The organism is Sphingomonas sp. BL-S-25 (genome assembly GCF_055521555.1).
This window is the reverse complement of the sequence record NZ_CM145486.1, coordinates 2,380,426-2,403,114: the sequence shown is the minus strand read 5'-3', so window position 1 is coordinate 2,403,114 and position 22,689 is coordinate 2,380,426. Positions and strand designations below refer to the sequence as shown.

Annotated in this window: 19 protein-coding genes and 1 pseudogene; 6 read left to right on the top strand and 14 right to left on the bottom strand. The window is 67.5% G+C overall.

The window, feature by feature from the left end:
• Nucleotides 1-16: 16 nt before the first annotated feature.
• The 4 genes from ACZ1H8_RS11575 to ACZ1H8_RS11560 form a co-directional block, all read right to left on the bottom strand.
• On the bottom strand, nt 17-3,130 hold the full coding sequence (locus tag ACZ1H8_RS11575) for a CHAT domain-containing protein (protein ID WP_465177348.1): 3,114 nt from the start codon (nt 3,128-3,130) through the stop codon (nt 17-19).
• The gene (locus tag ACZ1H8_RS11570) at nt 3,130-8,847 is read right to left on the bottom strand and encodes a two-partner secretion domain-containing protein (protein ID WP_465177347.1); all 5,718 of its coding nucleotides are present in this window, start codon (nt 8,845-8,847) and stop codon (nt 3,130-3,132) included. Before ACZ1H8_RS11570 ends, ACZ1H8_RS11575 begins: the two co-directional genes overlap by 1 nt.
• Before the next feature lie 15 nt (nt 8,848-8,862).
• Nucleotides 8,863-10,560, bottom strand: coding sequence for a ShlB/FhaC/HecB family hemolysin secretion/activation protein (locus tag ACZ1H8_RS11565; protein ID WP_465177346.1), 1,698 nt, complete (start codon nt 10,558-10,560; stop codon nt 8,863-8,865).
• A 434-nt stretch (nt 10,561-10,994) separates the two neighbouring features.
• A complete protein-coding gene (locus ACZ1H8_RS11560; RefSeq protein ID WP_465177345.1) occupies nt 10,995-11,897 on the bottom strand; it encodes a JmjC domain-containing protein in 903 nt (300 codons plus the stop codon).
• Nucleotides 11,898-12,037: 140 nt separating this feature from the next.
• Between ACZ1H8_RS11560 and ACZ1H8_RS11555 the strand changes: the two genes are divergently transcribed.
• Nucleotides 12,038-12,349 carry a hypothetical protein gene (locus ACZ1H8_RS11555; RefSeq protein WP_465177344.1) on the top strand — a complete coding sequence of 104 codons (312 nt, stop codon included), beginning with the start codon at nt 12,038-12,040 and terminating at the stop codon, nt 12,347-12,349.
• Nucleotides 12,350-12,397: 48 nt separating this feature from the next.
• Here ACZ1H8_RS11555 and ACZ1H8_RS11550 read toward each other — a convergent pair whose 3' ends face one another.
• On the bottom strand, nt 12,398-12,832 hold the full coding sequence (locus tag ACZ1H8_RS11550; RefSeq protein WP_465177343.1) for a hypothetical protein: 435 nt from the start codon (nt 12,830-12,832) through the stop codon (nt 12,398-12,400).
• A gap of 218 nt (nt 12,833-13,050) precedes the next feature.
• Between ACZ1H8_RS11550 and ACZ1H8_RS11545 the strand changes: the two genes are divergently transcribed.
• Nucleotides 13,051-14,178, top strand: a complete 1,128-nt coding sequence (locus ACZ1H8_RS11545; protein WP_465177342.1) for an extracellular catalytic domain type 1 short-chain-length polyhydroxyalkanoate depolymerase — start codon at nt 13,051-13,053, stop codon at nt 14,176-14,178.
• A 59-nt stretch (nt 14,179-14,237) separates the two neighbouring features.
• Here ACZ1H8_RS11545 and ACZ1H8_RS11540 read toward each other — a convergent pair whose 3' ends face one another.
• The 5 genes from ACZ1H8_RS11540 to ACZ1H8_RS11520 form a co-directional block, all read right to left on the bottom strand.
• Entirely contained in the window at nt 14,238-15,449 is a 1,212-nt protein-coding gene (locus ACZ1H8_RS11540; protein WP_465177341.1) for a cytochrome P450, read from the bottom strand.
• Nucleotides 15,450-15,618: 169 nt separating this feature from the next.
• On the bottom strand, nt 15,619-16,203 hold the full coding sequence (locus tag ACZ1H8_RS11535; protein ID WP_465177340.1) for a TetR/AcrR family transcriptional regulator: 585 nt from the start codon (nt 16,201-16,203) through the stop codon (nt 15,619-15,621).
• Between the two features lie 310 nt (nt 16,204-16,513).
• Nucleotides 16,514-16,642, bottom strand: coding sequence for a hypothetical protein (locus tag ACZ1H8_RS11530; protein ID WP_465177339.1), 129 nt, complete (start codon nt 16,640-16,642; stop codon nt 16,514-16,516).
• A complete protein-coding gene (locus ACZ1H8_RS11525; protein ID WP_465177338.1) occupies nt 16,639-16,944 on the bottom strand; it encodes a hypothetical protein in 306 nt (101 codons plus the stop codon). The genes ACZ1H8_RS11530 and ACZ1H8_RS11525 overlap by 4 nt, the downstream gene beginning before the upstream one ends.
• A gap of 98 nt (nt 16,945-17,042) precedes the next feature.
• Nucleotides 17,043-17,246: a hypothetical protein gene (locus ACZ1H8_RS11520; RefSeq protein ID WP_465177337.1), complete on the bottom strand. Its 204-nt coding sequence runs from the start codon at nt 17,244-17,246 to the stop codon at nt 17,043-17,045.
• 752 nt (nt 17,247-17,998) lie between these two features.
• Between ACZ1H8_RS11520 and ACZ1H8_RS11515 the strand changes: the two genes are divergently transcribed.
• Entirely contained in the window at nt 17,999-18,370 is a 372-nt protein-coding gene (locus ACZ1H8_RS11515) for a hypothetical protein (RefSeq protein WP_465177336.1), read from the top strand.
• Here ACZ1H8_RS11515 and ACZ1H8_RS11510 read toward each other — a convergent pair.
• Nucleotides 18,357-19,138: pseudogene (locus tag ACZ1H8_RS11510) on the bottom strand (IS5 family transposase). The gene ACZ1H8_RS11515 and the pseudogene ACZ1H8_RS11510 sit on opposite strands and share 14 nt — an antisense overlap.
• Before the next feature lie 100 nt (nt 19,139-19,238).
• Between ACZ1H8_RS11510 and ACZ1H8_RS11505 the strand changes: the two are divergent.
• Nucleotides 19,239-19,649: a phytanoyl-CoA dioxygenase family protein gene (locus ACZ1H8_RS11505; RefSeq protein WP_465177335.1), complete on the top strand. Its 411-nt coding sequence runs from the start codon at nt 19,239-19,241 to the stop codon at nt 19,647-19,649.
• A 250-nt stretch (nt 19,650-19,899) separates the two neighbouring features.
• Here the strand turns inward: ACZ1H8_RS11505 and ACZ1H8_RS11500 are convergent, their stop codons facing one another.
• Nucleotides 19,900-20,472 (bottom strand): DUF3237 domain-containing protein, encoded by a 573-nt coding sequence (locus ACZ1H8_RS11500; RefSeq protein WP_465177334.1) that lies wholly within the window; start codon nt 20,470-20,472, stop codon nt 19,900-19,902.
• A 169-nt stretch (nt 20,473-20,641) separates the two neighbouring features.
• Between ACZ1H8_RS11500 and ACZ1H8_RS11495 the strand changes: the two genes are divergently transcribed.
• Both ACZ1H8_RS11495 and ACZ1H8_RS11490 read left to right on the top strand, forming a co-directional pair.
• Nucleotides 20,642-20,986, top strand: a complete 345-nt coding sequence (locus ACZ1H8_RS11495) for a hypothetical protein (RefSeq protein ID WP_465177333.1) — start codon at nt 20,642-20,644, stop codon at nt 20,984-20,986.
• A 4-nt stretch (nt 20,987-20,990) separates the two neighbouring features.
• Nucleotides 20,991-21,404: a lysozyme inhibitor LprI family protein gene (locus ACZ1H8_RS11490; protein ID WP_465177332.1), complete on the top strand. Its 414-nt coding sequence runs from the start codon at nt 20,991-20,993 to the stop codon at nt 21,402-21,404.
• A gap of 59 nt (nt 21,405-21,463) precedes the next feature.
• Here ACZ1H8_RS11490 and ACZ1H8_RS11485 read toward each other — a convergent pair whose 3' ends face one another.
• Nucleotides 21,464-21,631, bottom strand: coding sequence for a hypothetical protein (locus tag ACZ1H8_RS11485; RefSeq protein WP_465177331.1), 168 nt, complete (start codon nt 21,629-21,631; stop codon nt 21,464-21,466).
• A gap of 9 nt (nt 21,632-21,640) precedes the next feature.
• On the bottom strand, nt 21,641-22,654 hold the full coding sequence (locus ACZ1H8_RS11480; protein WP_465177330.1) for an FAD-dependent monooxygenase: 1,014 nt from the start codon (nt 22,652-22,654) through the stop codon (nt 21,641-21,643).
• Nucleotides 22,655-22,689 lie beyond the last annotated feature (35 nt).

Sequence of the window (22,689 nt, the reverse complement as noted above, 5' to 3'; positions counted from 1 at the left end):
CGGTTCCGACGACGGCTCAGCGTGCGGCCACGATCTGCGGACGCGCGGACGGCGTCAGCATCGGCTTGGTGCTGTCGCCGACGATGAAATAGGGCGCCCAGTAGAAGGGGTGCGAATATTTCGGCTCGCGCATCAGCGTGCGCTGCGCGGTCTGCAGCGACTGGCCGATCGTCTGCGTCCGCGCCGCGGCGTAGAACTCCCGCATCAGGTCGATCGATTCCTGCTCGGCCGATACGGGCCAATAGGTCGCCATCACCGATCGCGCATTCGCCGCCAGGAAGGCGCGAACCAGCCCTTCCAGCGTCGAGCCCGCTTCCTCCTGACCCGAAGCCCGCGCCAGCGCCTGGTCGCGAACGCCCGCGATCGTGTCGCAGGCCGACAGTACGACCAGATTGGCGTCGAGCCGAAGCTGCGCGATTTCGGAGAAGCTCAGCAAGCCGTCGGACTGGGCATCGCCGAAAGAGGTGACCAGTGCCGGCGGCGACTTGGCGCAACCCCACTGCCCCTCCTGCAGGCCGTGCGTTGCGAAGTGGAGGATCTGATACTGGGTCAGGTCGCCCCGCTGCTCGATCGCCGTGTCGGTGAAGTCGGCCGCGGTGATCAGCGGCGCCTGCGGATCGCCCAGCGCCTGCGCGGCGACCGTCAGCTCGCGCCGGTCGATCGGGGTGAAGGCGCGCGAGATCACCGCCAGCCGGCTATAGGGGACGGTGCAGCCGAAGCCGACATCGACCACCCGGTCGGTATTCGCCGCCGCGGGCGGGATATGCGCGCCGAAGCCGATGAACTCGCGCGGCGCATGCGACGGTGCCAGGTCGCGCGCGACCAGGAACGACCGCGGCGACAATGCCGTCGAGATGGTGCTGCGCGCTGCCAGGAACGCGGTCTGCGAGAAATCGAACGGATCCTCGCGCACGACCTTCGGATCGAATTCGGTCACCAATGCGCCGATCGGAATCGTCGTCAGCGGACCGGCCGGATCGACGATCAGCGACTTGCTCTGCATCATCGTGTCGCGCGCAGGTCCGGTGATGATGCGGAACAGCACGTGCGACCGTGCGACGTCATAGGGGACCAGCTGCCCGTCCTGCAGGCGCCCGTCGATCGATCCGCGCACCGCGGTCGAGACCTGATTGACCTGGTCGAGCTCGGCCGCGCTCTTGGCGACCGTGTAGATGAACGCCTGGCTCTGCGTGACGTAGATGCCGTACAGCCGATTGCTCAGCTGGAAGAGCTTGAGATAGCCCTCGCCCGGCTTCAGCGCCGCGCGGATATCGGCGATCGTCGCCGGGCTGTCGTCGACCGCGCGGTAGCGCGGATTGCGCGACAGCGCGGCGTTGATCGCCAGCAGCCGCGCCTCGGCACGGACCCTCTGCTGTTCCAGCGTGCGTTCGGACTCGCCGGGCGTTTCCTCATTGTCGGCCAGTGCATAGCGAAGCCGCGTCAGGTCGCGTTCGATCCCCGCCTTGTCCTGGATGAGCTGGGCAAGCGCGGGGTCGGCTGCGACCACCGTCTGCAACTGGTTCAGCTGCCGCGCCACGCCCGGCTGTCCGCCCGACTGGAGCGCGCGGAAGAACAGTTCATAGGTGTCGGCGCGCGGCGTGCGCGCCGCTTCGCCGACCAGCAGGTCGAGATAATTCTCAAGGCCGGTCGGCGTGATCGTACCGCTGGAATTGGCGGCGATCAGTGCATCGACCACACCCGCATAGTCGCGGCGGATCTGCTCCGCCGGCGCACCGCTGCGCGCCAGCACGCCGGCACGCTCCAGCCGCGCCTCGGCGATCGCCGGCTCGCTTGCGGTGCCCAGATTACCGACGGCGCTGCGCTGAAGATAGCGGATGCCCAGGTCGAACGCGGCAAGCGCGGTCGGCCAGTCCTTGCGCCGCTCGGCGATGCGGCCGCGCTGGCGCTCGATCCGCGCGCCCAGCCACAGCGACTGGGTCGGATCGATCCGCTCGCCCAGCAGCGCGCGATAGGCGCGGGTCGCGGCATCGAGCGCGGTGGTCGACCGCGCTTCGTCGCCCAGCGCGAGATAGGCGACGCTGCGCGCCCAATTGGCCTGTGCATCGAGCACGAGCTGCGACAGCTGGCGCGTATCGGGCACCGCGACCGCTTGGGCGACGCGGTCCGTCCCGCCCTGATTCAGCCGGCGCACGGTGGACACGTCCATCAGCGGCTCGGTCGCGCTGACATCGGCCGACACCAGGCGATTGAGCGCGGTGAGCGCGCCGCGGAAATCGCGGCGGTTGAGCAGGTCGAGCGCGATATAGGAATCGCGCTTGCGCTGCAGGAAGCTGGCCCGTTCGGGGCTCGACGCCGCGATCAGCGGTTCGGCCTGGGCAAAGCGCGCCTGCGAACTGTCCTCGAACCCGACATTGGAATCGGCCAGCCCCGCCTCGAGCAGCAATTCGGCGCGGGTCGAGGGATCGGCATCGGCCGACAGCCGGCTGATCGCGTCGTTCAGGATGCGCGACGCCTCGGCATGGCGGCCATTATGGTTGAGCGCGATGCCCTGGCGCAGCGCGCTGTTCTGATCGACCGAACCGGCAGTCTCCGCCGGCAGCGACGCCGGACCGGCGGGCAGCGCGGCAATGTCGATCGTCGGCTTGGGCTCGCGCTGCGGATCGCCGGTCGCCGAGGCGCGCCCGGTAAAGATCGCGACGCTTTCCTCCAGCGGGCCGATCAGCGAGGGATCGGCGCTCGCGATCACGCGGGTATCGCCCATCGGTACGTCGAGCCGGACCGTCTCCAGGCCCAGCGCCTTGTCGGTGCAGCGGCGCGCCTGGCCGGGGCGTCCGCGCACCGTCACCGCTGCAGGCTGACCACAGTCATACAGCGCGTCGATCCGGGAAAGCGTCTCGGGCTTTTCGGCGACGACGCGGACCGATCCCAGCGCGCGGCTGGCCGCCGCGTTGCGACAGGTGATGACATAGGCGCTGTCGAACATGTCGGTCGCGCCTGCATCCTTCCAGTTGCGGCTGGCGCTGCATGGCTCGCTTGCGGCGTTGCGGCCCAGGCTGACCGTGTCGATCAGCGTGCGCGGCCGGGTTTCGTTGGAACAGCCGGACAGGGCGGCCAGCATGGCCAGGCCCGTGCAGGAGAACAGTCCGGCAAAGAAAGTCCGTTCGCGCACTAGCGGTTCTCCTGGGCAGGGCGACAGCTCTGATCTTCGCTGGGAATACAGTCGGCCGGGCGATCGGCAGCGGTCGCCTCGCTGGCGAACAATGCCTCGTTGTTGCTGCCGATCACCGGATCGAAGGGGATTGTGAAATCGGGCTCGCCGCGCACCACGATCAGGCGGCCGGGATCGAACACGTTCAGCGTCGGCTGGGCGATGGTCGTGGTCAGGCACCCCGCCGCCGATCCGATGACACAGCCGTTGATCCGGGCATTGGCAAAATCGATGCCGTCCGCGGACACCACGCCCGAACCCAGGATCGCCGTCGACGTGCCGCCGATGCCGTTGATCGTCCCGAACAGCGCAAAGGCACTGGGTGCGCCGGTCCCAGGTCCGACCAGCGTCAGCGCGGGCCCGGCGGGATTGCCGCCCAGCACCACGCCGGTGTTCAGCCCGCGCGGACCGGTATTCTGGAACAGGGCGAATTCGCTGAACCGCACGGTCAGGCGCCCGGCGCTCAGCACCGTGTCGCGTCCCGGCACGAACGGCGACCCGCCGACCAGCGCGCTGTACAGCGCAGAGTTGGAGTCGGCGATCAGCGCCGCAGCCTCGGCCGCGGTCAGCCCGTCGCCCGCGAACAGCGTGTCGGTCAGCCCGCTATTGCCCAACCCGATCCGCGCGCCGCGCAGCTCGACATCGGCATCGCCGAACAACAGCCGCCCGCCGCCCTCTGCGGTCGCGACGATGCGGATCGTCTGCGCCAGATCGGTGTCCGAACCCTGGCTCCCGCCGATGCGGAAGGTGCGGCCCGCGCCGCTGCCCGACACCGTGCCGATCACCGACACGTCCCCGGTCGTCAGGATGTCGACCCGGTTTCGCCCGGTATTGGCGCCTAGGTTCAGCGTATCGATCGTCACCGTGCCGGTCCCGCCGTCGAACACCGCGGTATCGGCATTGATCCGCCCCATTTCCGCATCCGACAGGCTCAGCGTCTGGCCCGCGCCGCTGCCGGTGCCGCCCAGCTGGATCCCTGCCTGCGGCGTGCGAGCCGAGATGGTCACCGTCGGCGCGCGCAGTTCGCCGGTCAGGTCGATCTGTGCGGTGCGCACCGTCACGGCGGTGCTGCCCGCAATCGTCCCGAGCGTCGCCAGGGCGCCGCTGTCGAGCGTGATCGTGCTGCCACCGGCCTTGCGCACCGTCATCGCCCCGCTGCTGGTCAGCGCCAGCGCGCCGCCTGCGGTCAGGTCGGTCGCATCGATGATCCCGGCGGTTCCGGTGAGCGTTCCGGCAGTCACCGTGCCCAGCGTGGCGGTGCCCATCGTGTCGAACGTCAGCGCATTGGCGACCGCCAGCCGGTCGGCAGCGATCGTGCCGCCCTTCAGCGTCGCGCCCGCCGCGCTCAGGCTGTCGATGTCGATTGCGCCGTCGACGTCGATCGACGCGGCGCCCCCGACCGTGCCGTCGATGATCCGCGCCGATCCGCCGGTCACCGTCAGGCTGTTGCTGACTGCGAGCGTGTCGGCCGAGATCGGGTCACCCCTCAGCGTCGCACTCGCCGCGCTCAGCCTGTCGATGTCGATCGCGCCGTCCACGTCGATCGACGCCAGCCCCGTGACATTGCCGTCGATGATCCGTGCCGAGCCGCCAGTGACCGTCACGCTGTTGACCGTTGCCGTGCCCAGCCGCGTCTCGGCGCCGGCATCGAGCACCGCCGCTGCCGCATCCAGCCGGTCGATCGCCATGCCCGCACCGGTGCGAAGCTGAACGTCGCCGCCGGCGCTCAGCCGGGCGAGCGTCAACCCGTTGGTCACGGTCAGCCCGGCCGGACCGGTCACGATGATCGTCCCCCCCGCCACGCTGCCCGCGGTGCCGTTCAGCGACTGCGCGTTGGTCGTCCCGAACCGCGCTGGACCGTCGACATCGACCGCAAGCGCGCCGGCGGTCAGCTCGTCGATCGTCAGGTCGCCCCCCGCCACCAGCGAGGTCGCGCCGCTGCTCAACCGGTCGATCACCAGATTACCCGCCGCACTCAGCGTCGCCGCGCCCGTAACCTGGGCGTCGCCGACCTGCACGCTGCCGCCGACCACCGTCAGGCTGCTCCCGGTCACGGTACCGATGCTCGCCAGATCATCGGCCTGGACCCGAATCTCGCCCGTCGCCGTACCGTTGTCGATCGTGACCGACCCGTTCGACGATCCGAAACGCGCGGCTCCGGCCGAGGCGGTGAAGCGCTGGACGGCCACCGGTCCGCCCATCGCCACGTCCAGACCGCTGCCCGAGAGTTCGCCGATCGTCGCGCCGCCGGCTCCGCGCAGGGTAATTCCGCCGTTCGCGCTGGTCAGCCCCTCGGCCGTCAGTCCGCCATTGACGGTCAACGTGATCGCGCTGGTGGTCGTCACGTCGCCCAGCGTCAGGCTGCCGTTCAGTGGCCCGCCGCCCGCGATGCTGAGACTGCTCGCCGCGACATCGCCCAGCCGGAAATTGCCGTTCGCGCTGCCGTCGATCACGACCAGCGACTGGCGTGCCGGTCCGCCGCGCAACAGGCTGTCGCTGCCCAGATCCGCCGCACCGCGCAGGATCAGCGATTCGCCGCCGACCCCGTCGCTGTTCGAGGTCAGGACCAGCCCCGGCGCGCTGCCGATCGTGCCGCCCGTCGCGGTGATGTCGACCGCGCCAGTTGCGGACTGGGTGCCGCCCAGCACGACGCCGTTGCCCGACACCGTATAGGTCCCGGTGACCGCCACCGGCCCGGAAATTCGCGCCGATCCCGTCGCGGTGACATTGGCATTGCCGTTGGTGGTCGACAGCCCCGCGACGATCGCATTGCCGCCGGTCGCGCGGACGCTGACCGTCGTCGCACTCGCCAGGGCGCTCGTGTCGACGCTCCCGCCTTCGACCAGGATGCGGTTCGCGGTCACCACACCCAGCCGCGCCACGCCGCCGGCATCGACGGTCGCGGTTCCGCCTGCGGTGATCGCCGTGCGATTGGTGCCGCCGCCGGTCACGTCGCGCGATGCGGTCACCGTCAGGTTGGTGTCGCTGCCCAGGGTCGTCGCAATCACGTCGCGCGCGGAGGCAAGCGTTGCCGAGCTCACCGCATCAAGCCGGTTGGTGATGACGAGATCGCTGTTCGATCCCGTATTGCGCAGTGTCGCCGTGCCGGCCGCATCGACCGTGCCGAAGCGCAGCCCGCCCGATGACAGGGCGTTGAGCGGACCGCCGGAGGTGAGCGTACCGATATCGACCAGCCCGCCGTCCGATCCGATCGTCATCGCGCCGCTGGTGGTTGCCGACGTGCCGCGCAGGCGCCGCGTGCCGCTACCCCCACCGGTCGTATTGAGATTGGCGGTCGCCGCCTGGATGGTGGTGAAGTCGACCTGGCGACCCGACAGCGATGCCAGCGTCGCCGCGCTGATCGCCCCGGTGCTCAGCACCGGCGCCTGGAGCGCGACCGATCCCGCGGTCGAGGTCAGCGCGCCCGCATCGATCGAATCATTCGATCGCAGCAGCAGGTTGCCCGTCGTGGTCACGTTGCCGATGGTCAGGTCGGCGTTCAGGATCGCGCCGTTCGCGATCGAGAGCGACGCGGCCTCGACATTGCCGAGCGTGATGTCGTTCGCGACCCCGCTGTCGATGATCACGGCGGATTCGCGCGCCGGACCGCCGCGCAACAGGCTGTTGCCGCCCAGCGCCATACGGCCTTTCAGCGTCAGGCTCTCGGTCCCGACGCCGTCCGAATTGGCGGTCAGCGTCAGCGTTCCCGGATTGGTGATCTGGCCGGATGAGGCGGAGGTGATGGAAATCGCGCCGCCCGCGGACTGGACGCCGGACAGCGCCACATTGCGGCCGCGCACGCTGTAATCGCCCGACACGCTGACCGGGCCCGCCATGATCGCATCATCGTCCGCGGTGATCGACGCATTGCCTGCCTCGACGGTCAGCGCCCCGACCCGCGCATTGCCCGACTGGCTGACGAGCGACGCCTCGCTCACCGCCTGGACGCTGCTGACGTCGAAGGCACCCGCCTCCAGCACGACGCCGCCGCCGGTCGAGCGGAGCGTTCCGAGCAGCGCATCCGTGGTCACGTCCACATCGACCGTCCCCGACCCGGTCACGCTTGCCCGCGTGCCCGAATTCAGCCCGGCCAGGCTGCCCGCATCGATCGACACCGCGCCGCCGGTCGACGTGATCGTGTTGGCGCGCAGGCTGTTCGCCGTCAGTGCGATCGTTCCCGCGCCGGTCAGGCTGTCGAACGACAGGTTGCGCGCCTCGATCGTCGCGCCCTGACCCAGCTCGAACCGCGTTGCCGACACGTCGCCCGCGCCGCTTCCGCCGACACGGTCGAGCTTGCCTTCCAGCGCGCCGCCCGACAATCCGCCATCCAGCGTCCGAGCGCGGACGATGCCCAGCCGGATCGCATCCGCGCGGCTCGAGGTGAACAGGTTGAGGTCCGACGCCAGGCCGGCCCCGCCGCTCTCGAGGATCGTGGTCAGCCCGAAATCGATATCGTCATCGGCATCGATCGTCAGATTCTGTCCGCCGGTGCCGTCGGTGTCGGCGCGCAGCCGCAAATTGCCGATCCCCGACACATTGCCGTCGGTCGCGGTGATCGACACGGCACCCGCAGCGACCTGTTCCACCGTCGCGCCGGCCTTGCCCAGCGTGACCTCGGACCCGCGCACCGTGTATCGACCCGCGCTGGTCACCGCGCCCGAAACCGTCACGTCCGCGGTCCCGCCGATCGCGACGCCGCCGCTGCCAGTCGTGATCAGCGTGCCTCCGACGCTGACCTCGACCGGCCGATCCGCGAAAAACGGCGCCGAGTTGACGCTGACGGACGGGTCGACCGACGATCGTCCGCCGACAATGACGATGCCCTTGGTGCCGGCCACCGCGGTGACGTTTGCATCGATCTGCAGCAGCGAGTCGGTCAGCGAATTGCGCGTCGCCATCGCGAAATAGACGTTGCGTCCGCGGATCGTGCCGCCGACGATCTTCATCGCTTCCTCGATCGGGGTGCCGCGTTCGATCTGGATGGCAAGCGGGCTGCCGGTCGAGTAGGACAGGGTCACGTCGTCCGCCGCGACGAATGCGCTGTCCTGCGCCCCCGAGTCCACCGTGCCGTTAACTTGCACCTGCTTGCCGAGCAGGATCAAGCCGAGCCCGGTCCCGGTGGTCTTGATCGTCCCCCCGTTCAGCCGGACGCCCGCCGACCCGGTCAGGCCCGACGTGAAATGCAGGTCGCCCGACAGGAAGTCGGCGTTGCTGATCGCCAGCGTGCTTGCGACGAACGACCCGGTCGAGACATTGCCCGTCCCGCTGATCAGGATGCCATTCGGATTGACCAGGAATACGTCGATATTGGGGGTCGAGGTCAGCGCGCCCTTGATCTCGGTCGCCGAGCTGCCGATCACGCGGTTCAGCACCGCCGCCTGGGCGGTGGTCGGCGTCTTGAAATCGACCTTGCTGCCGTTCTCGATGCTGAACCGGTTCCAGTTGATGATCGTGTTCTGCGTCTGGAGGTTGATCTCCAGATTGGTCGCAGTTCCGGGCAACGACGCATTGCTGCCGTTGAAGGTCGCGGTGCCCGACACGACGGTCTGCCCCGACGGGGTGTTCTGCGCCCGGGCCATCGGCGCGGCGAGCACCATCGTGCCCGCCAGCGCGGTCGACCAGAGCAGGGATTCAAGCGTGGTGGATCGCGATGTCCGGGCGGGTCCAGCGTTCGTCACGTCCTCGACTCCTTACTACCGTACCGAGTCGCTAAACCTCAGCGACAGGGAAACCAGGACGCGGTCGGTCGGCCGCGCCTCATCGATGGTGAGCGCCCGGTCCATCGGCCGGGCATAGGTGACTTCCAGTAGTGCCTGCCCCGGCAGGCCGAGGCGCAGACCGCCGCCATAGCTGGAGAATTTCCGGTCGCGCTCGGTTGATCCGCGGTCCAGATTGTCGAGATACACGAAATCATAGAAGCCGAAGACCTGGGTGGTCAGCCAGTTGAACGCTGGCACGTCGAACTGCGCCTCGCCGCTGATCGCCGCCGCCCGGTCGCCGCTGTTCGCGCCAGGATCATAGCCACGGCCGATCGTCAGATTGCCGAGCGCGAATTCCTCGTAGTTGAGCAGCGAGTCGTTGGTCCACTGACCCTGTGCGCGCCCGACGATGCGGAAGTTGGACGTCAGGCCCACTATGCCTTCCAGGCTGGCCCGCGCCACGAAGGCGTCCGACCGGCCGTCGATCCGCGACTGGGTCCGCCCGCCGCTGAAGCCCGGCTGCGACGCGCCGAAAATGTCGAACCCCTTGCGCAGCTCCAGCGCGCCGCGCAGCGACCAGATGATGCTGCCGTCGCGGCGCAGCTCGCGCGTGTCGCCGCTGACGCTGGCATAGGCGATGCGCATCTTGTCGCCGGTCAGCGGCAGCTTGAGGTCGCCCGAATGGATATCGGTCAGCTGGTCGATATAGTCGAAGCCCGCGCCCAGGCTGATATTGCCGTTCAGCGACCGGACCAGCGGCTGGGTGAGGTCGAAGCCCAGGATCAGAGTATCGGTGCGATAGTCGAGCGCCCCCAGGTCGGGCCGCGACCAGGCATAGCTTGCCCGGATGCCCGCCGTTGTGCCGCTGGGGCCCAGTCCCATGATATGGCCGCCCTGCAGGATCCGCTGTTCCTTGAAGTCCGCGGTGCTGGAAAAGCCGAGATAGGTCAGGTCGCTCAGCCCGGTCAGGCCGTAATATTCGGCGCGGACATAGCCGGTCTCGCGCCCCAGGATGCGCGAGTTGTAGTTCTGGACATTGGCCAGCACGGTGAAGCGGCGATAGCTGATCGTCACCTCGCCGATCACATCGCCCTGCTGCCCGCCGGCCGGGCGCAGCGCCAGCTGTACGTCCAGCCCCGGCACGTCGCCCGCCAGCAGCAGCAGCCGCTCGATCACCCGTTCGTTCAGCGGATCCTGCGCCTGCAGCGTCGCCAGCCGCTCGCGCAGCAGCGCCTCATACGGCCCGGCATTGCCCCGCACCCGCGTCTCGACCATCCGCGCGGTCACGACGTGCAGCCGCAGCACGCCGTCGGCGATCTCCTGCGGCGGCACCTGCACCGATGCCACCCAGCCCTCGCGGCGCAGCGCCTCGTTGGTCTGGTCGCGCAGGTCGCACACGACGCGGATCGACTGGTCTCCGCTCGGCTGCTTCAGCTTGGCGATGATCGCCGCGATCTCGGGCGGCAGCGCGCTGCCATCGACCCGGGTGAACTCGACCCGCTGCAGGTTCAGCCGCAGTGGCGAATTGTCGAACGGACAGCTTTCGCGCTCGAACGCAGCGCGCGAATCGACCTGCACGGTCGAGGGCTGGCGTAGTTCCGGAGTCGGCGGCGTTACCTGTTCGGGCGACGGAAGACTCGGCGGCGGAACATTCTGAGCATAGGCGCTGCCGCACCAGGCAAGGGACGCCAATATAAATCCGGCGCATGACAAAACCCTGCCGTACCCACGCTGCTCACCCACCTTTCGATTCTCCCTTCGAAGGCATGCAAACGCCTGATCTGTGACGCCGCCATTACGAACCGGCGCCACCGAACAACGTCGACCCGGTCAGGGCTACTTCCCGTTTGTTACCTAAGTCAATCGACTGCGAGGCGAGTTGACCTTTGGCCTCACAACTGCTGACGTCTTGAAATCGGGGGAGAAACTCTGAAGCGGACCAGAACAGGCATTTGTCGCCGGTCACCCGGACGGCGACGAAAACTCGGCGCACCGCCTATTGTTCCGCAACCGAACCGGATCAGCCACATTTTTGCCGAGCTTTAATCGGGGGCACGGAATGGATCCGCGACACGCAGCGCCCGGACCCAGGGCAGCCGATGCGAATCGGCAAGCCGATTCGTGGATCAGTTCGAGAGAAGCGGTTTGTCCTTCTCGGTAGGCAGGCCGGCCGTCGGCACGCCTTCGCGCCCAGCTGCGAGCGCCGCGACCGCGCCCATCGGATCGCTCGCGCCGATCAGCGTCATCAGCCGCGCCTTCACGCGCTCGGCCTGTTGCGCGACCGCGTCTTCGCCGAGGAAACGCTGGAACGGCTCATTCAGCACCGGGTCGTCCCGGACCGATCGGACGAACTGCGCGAGCAGGTCGCGTCCCGACAAGTGATCGACCAGCAGCCCGAGATGCAGCGACATGCCCTGGGGTTCGCAGCGATGGCGCAGACCGGCGGGAACATACAGGATGTCCCCCGGCGCCATCACCAGCTCGTTCGTCACCGGATGATCGCGCTCGTCCGCCGGCCCGCGCGACCGCGCACTGTCGCGCGCCGCCTCGCCGTGGAAGCGCCAGCGCTTGCTGCCGGCCAGTTGCAGGACGATCAGGTCCTCGGGATCATAATGCAGCTTCAGTCCGGCCTGCCCGAACGAAGCGATCGCGCCGATCGTCACCCGGTCGCCCAGCCAGTCCTGCGCCGCGCAGGCAAGCGACCACAGCCGATCGCTATGCTGCTGAAGGTTCGTGACCACCAGCGTCGCGCCCTGCCGCGCCACCGCGCCAAGTGCCGCCGGCCGGATCCATCCCTTGTCCGCGATCCGCATCGCTTCCAGATCGACGCCGCGATCGCCAAGATACATCGCGATCTCGGACGCCGGCACCGCCCCGCGCGCGAGTACTGCGTCGAGATCTTCCATGGTCCAGACGCCGCCCGGCGCCGCCAGTACGGAAGGGAGATGCAGCGCGCGCCGCTCGGCCATCGCCACTCGCAGCCGCTCGTCGTCCAGCGCGGCGCGGATTTCAGACAGAGTGGACTGCATCGTCGGATCCGCGCTCCTGACCGCGAGCGCCCGATGCCGCCCGCGCCCGCCTTGTGCGGCCTCGCCGCCGCTACGTCCAGCACGTCGCGAGCGGAACCCCCCACAAGCCCACCGTGTTGGCGAAGGCGCAGACCAGCATCATGACCGACCGCAACACACCCGATCCCGCCAACTCCTTCGACGCGACCGACGGCTATTCCGGCCAGGATTACCATCTCAAACGCGAACAGGCCGAGGGACGCCGCCACCCCGCCGGCGAGGTCGATCCCAGGGCCGATCGCGCCCCCGCCCCGAACGACCCCAACGACCCGCCCGAGGCCGGCCGCCGCGCCTTCTTCGATCCCGCCACCGGCGAGGTCCATGGCAGCGGATCGGGCGCCGGCGGCGGCACCGAGGGAGAGGATCATGACAGCGATTCCGCCGGCGGCAGCGGCACCGGCCCAGCCACCTGAACCGGCCCCACCACCCCGTCTCTCATCGTCCCACTCCCTGCCTGCCCGTCACTTCGACCAGTCGACCGCCACCGTCCGCGCCGCGCTCATCACCACGGTGCAGTCCGTGCCCGTCAGCGTGCCGGGACACCCGCTGCGCCCCCATTGCTCGCGCGTCGGCGGCGTGCCGCGCCCCGGCGGCACCAGCGGCGACGCCGGCCGTCGCATCTCGATCAGGATCCGCGCGCCCGTCTTCACCCATGCCGAACAGCGCGTGACCGGCGCCTTCTGGTCACAGATCAGCGCCACGTCGGGTCCGGTGCGGATCGACACCCGCGCGCCGCCCGAATTGGCCGAGACGACCGTGAACAGCTGCCCCGCGCTCGAATCGGATCCGATCGTCGATTTGCCGTTCAGCACCACTACCTGCGCCGGGGCCGGCGACGCGGCGATCACGCCGCACAGGAGCACCACCATCCGCCGCATGCGCGCATCCTCACCCATATCCCGTCCCCTGCCTGCCTCTCGAAGGGGAAGACGGACCCCGCCCGCCAAAGCGGACACCCACCGCGGCCAATCGCGCCGGGTCACTCATTTTGGCCGGCACCGCCGCCGATTGCCGTTGCAATCGCGCCGAGGAAGCCTAGCTATGCTGCATTGCACAATAATTCTCATGGCAACTCCGGAAGCGCCGGCACCCATGAAGGATCAAGGGGTTAGCGATGCGTACTCTGTCCGACACCCTGTCCCGTCTGAAGGGTTTTGCGCCCGGAATCGACCCGCTGGATCCCGCCGCCGATCCCGGCAGCCTCACCCCGCTCGACCGCTTCGGATCCAACCCCGGCCAGCTTCGCGCCTGGATGCACGTCCCCGCCGACCTGCCGCCCGGCAGCCCGCTCGTCCTCGTCCTTCATGGCTGTACCCAGACCGCCGCCGGCTATGACCGCGGCTCGGGCTGGTCGCAGCTTGCCGACCGCTACGGCTTCGCCCTGCTCTATGCCGAGCAGCAGCGGGCGAACAATCCGAACCTCTGCTTCAACTGGTTCGCCCCCGCCGACATCCGCCGCGGCGGCGGAGAGGCGGAGTCGATCCACCAGATGGTCGCCACCGCCACCGAGCGCCACGCGATCGATCCCGCGCGCGTCTTCGTCACCGGCCTGTCCGCGGGCGGCGCCATGACGTCGGTGATGCTCGCCGCCTATCCGGAGCTCTTCGCCGGCGGCGCGATCATCGCCGGCCTGCCCTACGGCGTCGCCGGCACCGTGCCCGAGGCGTTCGACCGAATGCGCGGCCAGGGCTATGACCGCACCGCGCTCGCTGGCCTGGTCCGCGCCGCCTCGCCGCATCGCGGCCCCTGGCCCACCGTCGCGGTCTGGCATGGCACCGCCGATCGCACGGTGGAGGCGGTCAGCGCCGCGATGATCCTCCATCAATGGACCGAGCTGCACGGCATCGCCGCCCCCGACCGGGTCGACCGGATCGACGGCCACGCCCACCGCGCCTGGCACCACCCCGACGGCAGCCTGGCGGTCGAGGAATATGCCATCGCCGGCATGGGCCACGGCGTGCCGCTGGCCACCGGCACCGCGGAGGCCTGCGGCGTGCCCGGCCCCTATATGCTCGACATGGGCATCTCCTCGACGTGGCGCATCGCCGCCGGCTGGGGCCTCGTCCCCGCCGAGGCCGCCGCACCAGAGGCAGCGCCCGCGCCGGCCCCGAAGCCCGCCGGCCCAGCGCCGACCGCAGCGCCCGACGAAGCCCCCGAACTCGCCCCGATCGAGGGTGGCCGCCTCGATCCGCTGCGGGTGATCAACCATGCGCTGCGGGCGGCGGGGTTGTTGAAGGAGTAAGCGCACACCGCCTGCGGCACGGTATGTTGGCGCTGGAGGAATGACGCGCCTGCGTCGGACTATGCCACGATCGCGCGCATCGGCAGTGTCGAAAAACCCGCCGTCACATTGTTGAGGCTGCGGCTGGGCTCGCCGGCAAGCTCCAGCCGGCGGACCCGCCCGGCCAGCGCGGTGAAGATCGCGGTCAGTTCCATCCGGGCGAGCGCCTGCCCAAGACAGCCATGTGGGCCGTGGCCGAACCCGAGTTGCATTCGCTCCCGGCGATCGATCCTGAAGATATCGGGCGAGTCGAACGCCCGTTCATCCCGATTTGCGCTGGCGTATGACAGGATCACGCGCGCCTGTGCAGGGACAAGGCTGCCATCGGACAAGGTCGCGTCGACGCTGGTAACGCGCGCGAACCGCTGGATCGGCGGATCGATGCGCACGATCTCGTTCGCCGCCTGCACCGCCAGCGCCGGATTGGCACGAAGCTTTTCCCACTCCTCCGGATACTCGGCAAAAAGCGCCAGGCCGGAAGCGGCGGCGGCGATGGTGGTCTCGAATGCGGCGACGATGTAGCCGGCAAGCATCCCGATGGTGGTATCCCGCGTGATCTGCCCGGCTTGCGACGCCTGGATCAACTGGCTCGCGAACCCGCCGGGGATGACGCGATTTGCGTCGTAGATGTCAGCGATCAGCGTCATCATCTCCTCGAGCGTGGACAATCCCTCCTCGGTTCGCGCGTTCATCGGGCCGGCCGCGTTCCACGCCCCGTCGGCGATCGCCAGCAGCCGCGGCCGGACATCTTCCGGCCAGCCGATCAAGTCCATCACGATGTTGATGGGCAGATCGTGCGCGAAATCCCGAACGCCGTCGAACACGCCCGCCTCGGCAATCTTGAGCGCAAGGGCATCCGCCCGTGCTGCGATCGTCGCTTCCAGCGGTTTTAGCGCTGCGGGACCCAGCACCTCCGCCATCAACTTGCGGCGATATGTATGCACCGGCGGATCCTGGCAGATCAGCGCTTCGCTCCACGCTGCGTTGATAACGGGATTGAGGCCGATCCCCTGCTGTGAGGAAAAGCTGCGCCAGTCGGCCAGCGCCGCCCGCACATCCGCGAAGCGTCCGATGAACCACGCATCGACCGACGTCAGATACACCGCGCTGCCCAGGTCCCGTAATTCTCGATACCGCGTATAGGGATCCGCCAGCGCGTCGTCGCTATAGAGATCGATGTCGGAAGATGGCCCGCTCCACCTGTCGAGGACGCCATTGAGTTCCTTATCCATCACCCATCTCCCACCGGTACTGCAGCGGCGTTCCCGGAGACCAGGCCATGGTGTCCACTGGCCCGATCACCGCCGACGAGGCGTTTCGGCCTCTTGGTGCAGATTCGAATTTTACACTATGTCAGATTGTAAGATCGGGCAATCGAATCTTACGGGCTGTAAGATTCTCTTATTCGATGGCCGGCAGCGGTCGGACCGCAATCTCCCAGGCATCCGCCGCGCTGACGCCCATCGCCATCAGCGTTCCACACGCGATCCGCGCCGGATAATCCTCCTTGGTGTCCTCGCGCAGCATGGTAACCATCGCTGCAAATGCTGCGCCCATCAGCATGTCGCGGCCCAGTCTCGCATCCCCGATCGTCAGCCGGCCCGCGGCGATCCCTTCGCCGATCGTCGCCTCGGCCCGCCCGAACGTCTCGGCACCGAAGATGAAGCCGGTCGCGCTCAGGTTAACCATCGACCAGCCCCAATGCCTGTCCCGCCGAACGCGCTCCAGATAGAGGCGGGTCGCCGCGCACGCCCGCTCGCGGGGGTCGGGCAGCGTCGCGATGGCCTCCGACACCGCAGTCTGGAAACTGTGCGTCAACTCATAGGTCAACGCCTCCCGCAGTTCGGTCAGACCGGTGAAATGATCGTAGAATGTCGCGCGGGTGATCCCGGCGCGCGCCGCCACATCCTCGACGCGCGACCAAAGGCCATTTTCTTCGCCCATCAGTTCGAACGTCGCAGCGATAATCCGCGCGCGCGTTCGCATGCGGCGTTCGCGCCCGATCTCCTGCCGCCGGGCCAGATTCGAAGGGGACGCGTCCTTCTTCATGGTCTCACGCATCCCGATAGGCCGCTGTCATCGGCCGACAGGGCTCGCAACACTGGAACGCCCGGCCGGGGCCCTTGGTAGGCACGGTATCGGCAATGTCTCTCATGCCCGCGAAGCATCCACAATTCGACACGCACCGCAACGACCCTGAGGTTCGATTGCCGGCCGCCTCGATCCGGTCCCGGGCACGCCGCGACCCTTTGTGCCACGCAATTGCTGCCGCCTCGTCACGCAGCGACGGCATCAGCTACCAGTCGGCGCCCATCACCTTGCTCTTGATGCCGATCTTTCCGTCACGCCGTTCGAATGTGTAGGTGAGCTGGTCGATCCGCTCCTCCTGCGGCAGCGAGACGACATAGGTCATCGGCAAGGTCATCTTGATCCCGGAATGCCCCCCGCAAATCTCAGCGCATAATTCTCGTCGAGATCCTCAAGGATCAACTTGATCATGCAGTTCGACTCGGCCAGCGCGTCGCTCGCGCATGTCCTCCGGGTCGGAACGAACTCGACTTTCAGATATTCCGGCACGGTCTGGTTGGCCTGTTCCATGGGTGCCTTCCTGTCTGATCCGTTGCCGGCATCGTTGTTGGTGACGGATCCCGCGTCCGAGCAGCCGCTCAACAGGACCAGGCCAATCAGGGCTGTGCGCATTATGGGCGTCGAGCTCCGTTCAGACATGCGGTCCCCCTCCCGGCAGTGACGTGCGCAGGAGTTTAGCACGCTCGAATTCGCCCGTCGTTCGTGGAGAAAGCTTCTGCCTCGAACCGGAGCACGAGCTATCGTTCGGTGCCCATCACTTTGCTCTTGATGCCGATCATGTCGCCGCGCCGTTCGAACGTGTAGGTGAGCAGGTCGATCCGCTCCTCCTGCGGCAGCGAGACGACATAGGTCATCGGCAAGCCCTTCTTGATCCCCGAAATGCCGCCCGCATATCTCAGGTCATAATTCTCATCGAGATCCTCCAGGATCAGATGAATCATGCAGCTCGACTGGGCCAGCGCGTCGCTCGCGCATTTCTTCCGGGTCGGAATGAATTTTGCTTTCAGATACTCCGGCACGGTCTCATTGGCCTGTCCTACCGGCGCCTTCGTCTCTGATCGGTTGCCAGCATTCTGGTTGGTGACGGACCACGCATCCGAGCACCCGCTCAACAAAAACAGTCCAATCAGGGCAGCACGGGATACGGGTCTATAATTTCGTTCTGACGTGCGATCTACCTCCGCGGCCCGACGTGCGAACCATTTACCACCGTCGATTTCAGCCGTCGCAAAAATCTGGTGGATCCCAGGCGGTATGAAAAGCAGCGTCCATCTCGGCGCGAATGATCGGCCGCCAGTTTCTCTGCATGCTTTCGTTATGACGTTCGCGAGGTCTGCCCGCGGGAATCGACGTCGAGCAAACATCAGAAATTGGGCCGACAGCGGATTGGCGGATACAGGCGCCCGACTCAGGAAAGCTGCGATCCCGCGCCGGTCACATCCAACGGCAACTCGCGACCAGTTTCCGACGCTGGCCACTGCGCGGATTTGCGTCTGAATTGGATATCAGCTAATGTTAGAATGTCTAAAGCCTGGCGTTGCGCAGTTGCGCCCGCCACGTATCGCTTTATGAATGAACGTATGAAATTCATCGCTCTCAATCGCGCGTTCGCCTTCCCGCTGATCTGAGCGGGCCGGTTTCGGCTCCGTGGGCGGCTTTGCCGCCCGATGACCCACGCCTTGCGAGAGACTTCATGCGAAACCAATCAAATCCTGCGTTGAGCGCAGATGACATTTCCGCGTTCTTGCGCGACGGCTTCATCCGTATCGACGAGGCCTTCAGCGAAGAGACAGCGGCACAAGCGCGCGCAATCTTGTGGAAAGCCACCGGCTGCGACCCCGACGATCGTTCAACATGGACCCAGCCGGTCGTGCGACTGGGCCAATTCAATCAAGCCCCGTTCCGGGAGGCCGCAAATACGCCGAAACTGCGTGCGGCGTTTGATCGGCTTGTCGGTGCTGGCCGCTGGTGTCCTTGCGGAGGCCTTGGCACCTTTCCTGTGCGCTTTCCCTCTCAAGAGTCGGTCGGCGACGATGGCTGGCACATTGATGTTAGGCGCTGTTGACAAAGTTAGGCAACCACCTGCGGATAGCGGCAAGATTGAGGAAACTGGCGAACGACAGCGCGGTTTTGTCGTAGCGGGTGGCGATGCGGCGTTGATGCTTGAGGTGGCCGAACATGCGCTCGATGCGGTTACGGTCTCGGTATCGACGGAAGTCGCAGGCGATGTGTTCGCGCCGGTTGGCCTTTGGCGGGATGATCGGCAGGATGCCGCGCATCAACAGGTTCGCCCGGACCGCATCGCCGTCATACCCTTTATCGGCCAGCAGCGCCTTGGGCTTGTCGACAGGCAACGCCATGAGGTCATCGACAGCGCTATAATCCGATGCCTCCCCGCCAGTCAGGATGAAGCCAAGAGGGCGTCCCTGATTGTCACAACGGGCGTGGACTTTGCACGTAAAGCCGCCGCGTGATCGACCAAAAGCCTCCTTATGAGTCCCCCTTTAGCGCCCGCTGCCGAAACATGGCCGCGAACCGTGGTGCTGTCGATCATGTGCTGCCAGTCGTCGGTCAGCCCGAACTCGACCAGCGTGGCCAGCATCGCATCCCAGACGCCTTGTTCCGCCCAACGCCGGAACCGCACATAGACCGAGTTCCACTTGCCGTAGCGCTCGTGCATGTCGCGCCAGGGGCAGCCAACCCGCAGTACATGCAGCATCCCGTTTAGAAATCGCCGATTGTCATGGGCAGGGCGCGCCTTTCGGCCTCGCTCGGACGGCAGCAGCCCTTCGAGCACCGACCATTCCTCGTCCGTCAGATCGCCACGCGCCATCGCCGCCCCCTGCAAAGAGCAGCCTTGAATCAGAGATCAGGTCGTTTGGGAATCCACTTTGTCAACACGACCTAGCTTTGGGACCGAACACCCGGACTTCATGGAATGGCGCGCCAATGTCAGCAGCAAAGGGCGAGCCCTGCTCATGCTCTTCCTTTTTTCAGACGTTGGTGTCGATGATGCGCCGACGCGCATCCGCGTGGGTTCTCATGCCGATATCGCAAGGCAACTCGCTCCCGCAGGCGAAGCTGGCCTGACCCTTCGCGAGCTTGCCGCAGATGGTTTCGCCAACTCGGCGGAGAGGAGAGAGGAATTGGCCGTCGGCAATGCGGGCACGGTTTATTTATGCCATCCGCTTCTCGTGCACGCTGCGCAGCGGCATCGGGGAACCGCGCCGCGGTTCATGGCGCAACCGCCTTTGATACCGCGCGAGCCACTCGCTTTGCATCGGCGGGACGGAGGCTACTCGCCGGTCGAGCAGGCGATCGTGGATGCGATTTCCGACGCGTAGGACAATTTGAGCGGCCCGTCCGCTCGAGTGCCCGAGGTACAGACGGGCCGTATACCGTCCAACAGCGGCGCACGTGATAAGCACTTGGCATCGATCTCGAACGATGGCTCGCCGGACCGACCGCAATAGCCGAGTCTTGGCCGTTCGCGTCGGATGTGAAGGGACGGCAGCTTTCAGGATCCACTCACGGGATCGGGAAAGACCAGGATCGCGCGCAAAGCTGCCCCAGCGGCAACCGCCCCCCGAGCGCTCACTCCACCACGTAAAAATCAATCACCACATGATCCGGCATCCGGATCCCCCGCCCGACAAACGTCTTCGTCCGCAACCACGCATGCGCGCCCGGCGGCGGGTCGAACACCGGCGTTGCCCGGAAATAATAGGCCGCGGGATCGACCTTTTCGCCGCGCGCCAGGCGTTCGGTCACGTCGCTGCTCGCCACGCGCACGCCGACATTCTGCACGCCGATCACCGTGCCGTCCGCCGCCTTCAGGAAATATCGCGCCTCCAGCCGCGTCACGCCGCCGGGAAAGATCGTCTGCCAGTCGCCGCCGCCGGCCATCACCTCACCGGTCATGCGCGGCCCGGTGACCTTGCCGCCGGTGATCGGGATGAAGCGCTTGCGCCCGCCGTCGATCTCGCCCTGCTCGACCGGCGGCGCCACCTCGACCCGCGCGGAAAAGGCATAGGTCAGCGTGGGCGCCGGGGCGGACTGGGCCATCGCCACGGGCGCGCCGATCAGGATGGCCGCGGCGGCGCCGAACGCCAGGGACAGGCGGCGCAGGATACCGGGCCGCGCTGCCGTCGAACTTGCCTGTGTCATCGCCATGCCTCCCCTTTGTCATGCGACATATCCAAGTGCGCCGACGCCGATGCAAGCGCGTTCTGCCCGGGCCACCGGTGCCACCCCGCCCGCCATTGGTCGCATCCGCGCGGATAGAAACTGCGCGATAATCGTTTCGATGCCGGACTCACCACTGGCGGGAACTGACATGAAGAAAAATCCGGTACTGCTCCTCGTGATCGGGGCGGCGATGCTGATCGTCGGCATCTCTCTCCAGCTGAACGGCGGACCGCCCAAGGCCGATGCCGCGACCATCGCCCAGTGCGAGAACCGGGTGCGCGATCAGGGCGCCGACATGATCGCCAAATGTCAGGAAAGCGCCTTCGCCACCGCCATGACCGCAACCGATGCCCAGGCCGCGGCCCAGTCGATCAGCGCCGCGAACAACAGCGAGGTCGGCGGCAACATGCTGTCGCTGTTCCTGATCGGACTCAGCCTGCCGCTGCTGATCGTCGGCGGGATGGGCGTGGCCCAGCGTCGCCGGGGGTCGTGAGGCCGTGCTCACCCTCTCCCTGATCGCCGCGCTTGCCGCGGCATCGCCCGGCGCGGGTCAGAGGCCCGATCCGACCGCGGCGGCGCTGTCCGCCTGCCTGGCCAAGGAAAGCAACGCATCGACCGCTGGCCAGACCGCTTGCGAGGGCGAAGCGGCCAAGGCCTATGACCGGCGCCTCAACGCTGCCTATACCGCGCTGATGCGGCGCCTGCCCGCCGGGGCGGCGGCGCAGCTTCGCGCGGCGCAGCGCAGCTGGATCGCCTTCCGCGATGCCGAGCTGAAGAGCAGCAGCGCCTTTTACGAAACGCGACAGGGCACGATGTACGTCGCCATGCAGGCCGCCGACGCGACCGCGCTGGTCCGCGACCGCGCGATCGAGCTGGAGCGCAAGCTGAGCATCCTCGCGATCGACGACTGACGAGCCGGCGTGAGGGTCGCGGCACCGCTCGCCGCTCGCGCGCCCGACCCATGCGCATCTCATCCCTGCGGATAGCGCGACAGGTCGGGCTCCTTCTGGTCGCGCGCGAACAGCTTCGTCGCCAGATCGCGCAGCATCGGCCGGCTGGCGACGTTCAGCACGCCGTGGAGGAGGTGGATGCCCAGGCGGCTGTGCGGGTTCATCAGCCGCGGCGCGATCTTCGGCACGCCCTGCGCCTAGTCGACCATCGGCCGCATCGCCGCTTCATAGGCCGCCAGCGCCTCCGCCGGATCGGCCGTGCGTATCAGCTCGCCTGCCAGCACATAGGCGCCGGTCACCGCCAGCGTCGCGCCCACCCCGCCCAGCGGCGTGACGCACCAGGCCGCATCGCCCGTCAGCACGACCCGCCCCTTCGACCAGCGTTTCATCCGCACCTGGCGCAGCACGTCGAAATAGAAATCCTCCGTCCCCGCTATGCCCGCCAGCACGCGCGGCCCTACCCACCCGACATCGGCGAACCGCTCGCGCAGCCATGTTTTCTGCGCCTCGACGCTCAGTTCATGCTCACCCTCGGGCGGCTTCTGGATCTTCAGCATCGCCCGCGTCGTGCCGTGCCGGTCGGGGCGCAGCGACACGCTGCGACCGCCCGCCGCATGGTACCAGCGCCATTTGCGGTCATCGTCGGGCGCGCGCGGAATCGTGAAATAGGCGATCGTCATGTCCATCCAGCGCGGATCATTCTCGCCCGGGAACACGATCTCGCGGGTCGCCGATCCGACGCCCTCGGCGACGATCACCAGGTCGAACGCCTCGCGCCGCCCGCTCTCGAACACGACCTGCACCTGATCGCCCGCGTCGTGCAGTTCGGCGATCGCGTCGCCGAAGCGAATCCCGGCACGGTCGCGCGCCGCATCGTACAGCAACCGCGCCAGGTCGCCGCGCAGGATCTCCATCTCCGCAGTCGGCCCGTCGCCGGTCGTCTCGTCGGTCAGGAACTCGGCCGCTACCTCGCCCTCGTCATCGACCCAGGCGGTGCCGATCTCGCCGGTGCCGCGGTCCAGCGCCGACTGCTCCAGCCCCATCCGCTTCAGCACCTCGCGCCCGACCCCGCGCACATCGACATTCTGGCCGCCGTCGCGAAACTCGGGCGCGCGCTCGACCAGGGTGACGTCATGGCCGTGATGGCCCAGCCACCAGGCGGCGGTCGTGCCGGCAATGCTCGCGCCGGTGATCAAGATGCGTCGGGTCATGGGCATTCCTCCAGGACCCGAACAACATCACATCT